Raw genomic sequence first — 846 nt, 5'->3', positions numbered from 1 at the left:
ATATTGTCTCGTTGTTTTAATACTATCCCAGTAGCAAAGGCTTCTTTACCATATTCGTTAGCCTCACACCTTTTATTGGTTCTGTTAAAGACCTTTCCTCCAAGCTGCCTTTGGAGTACCGAGTCTTCAAAAAGGTCTTCCATTGCGCTGTCGCTCTTACCGTTGAGAGGCGTAAAAATAATATATAAATTTTTAGTAACCCAAACCCATTTTTCATTTCGCAAAGTGACCACAGAATCTGTAATATTTGGGAAGGATTTACCAACTAATGCATTAAATATTCCATCTGAGCCAGTGCTTCCCGAATCATTATCTAAAACTATAATAACAGGCTGTTGAGTTGCAACCAATTTGAAAGCATCTGTTTTTTTATTATACTTCATCATGAAGTTTTTAAGGTGAGATGTACCTCCATCCAGGTCAAGAAAATATTTATTTTTTGCTGTGTTTCTAAAAAATTTTATTTTATAATCATGAACAACCTTGTTGCTTAATTTCTTCTCTCCGATTAAATTTGGATACTTGGCAGCTAAGGAACTTAGTGCAACCTTCAAGTAAGTAATATCAGTTTTGCCTTCAGTTAATATAACGGGAATTGTATTAGCCCAAAATGTTGTATAATATTTGAATTCGCCATATAATCGCTCGCGTTTGTTTAGGGTGGCATTTCTTTCATGAGATAACGAGTTATTGTATTTATCTAAGGAGTCTATGAATCCAAGCATACCAGCTAATTCATTTATTTTCCCATTTCTTTTTTCACCAGTTTTTTTGTCAACGAGCTGGTATTCTCCTTGTGTAAATAAATGATGAACCATTGATCTGACTTTCCTAACATATTTATTA

1 pseudogene is annotated in these 846 nt (G+C 33.9%); it reads right to left on the bottom strand.

Features of this window, described 5'->3' with window-relative positions:
- A pseudogene (locus tag IM284_RS23090) lies at positions 1-818 on the bottom strand (RNA-directed DNA polymerase); the annotation flags it as partial.
- Positions 819-846 lie beyond the last annotated feature (28 nt).

The sequence above is a fragment of the Enterobacter cloacae complex sp. P12RS genome, assembly GCF_014895875.1.
In the GTDB taxonomy this organism is placed as follows: domain Bacteria; phylum Pseudomonadota; class Gammaproteobacteria; order Enterobacterales; family Enterobacteriaceae; genus Enterobacter; species Enterobacter bugandensis.
This window is presented reverse-complemented; position numbering and strand designations above follow the sequence as displayed.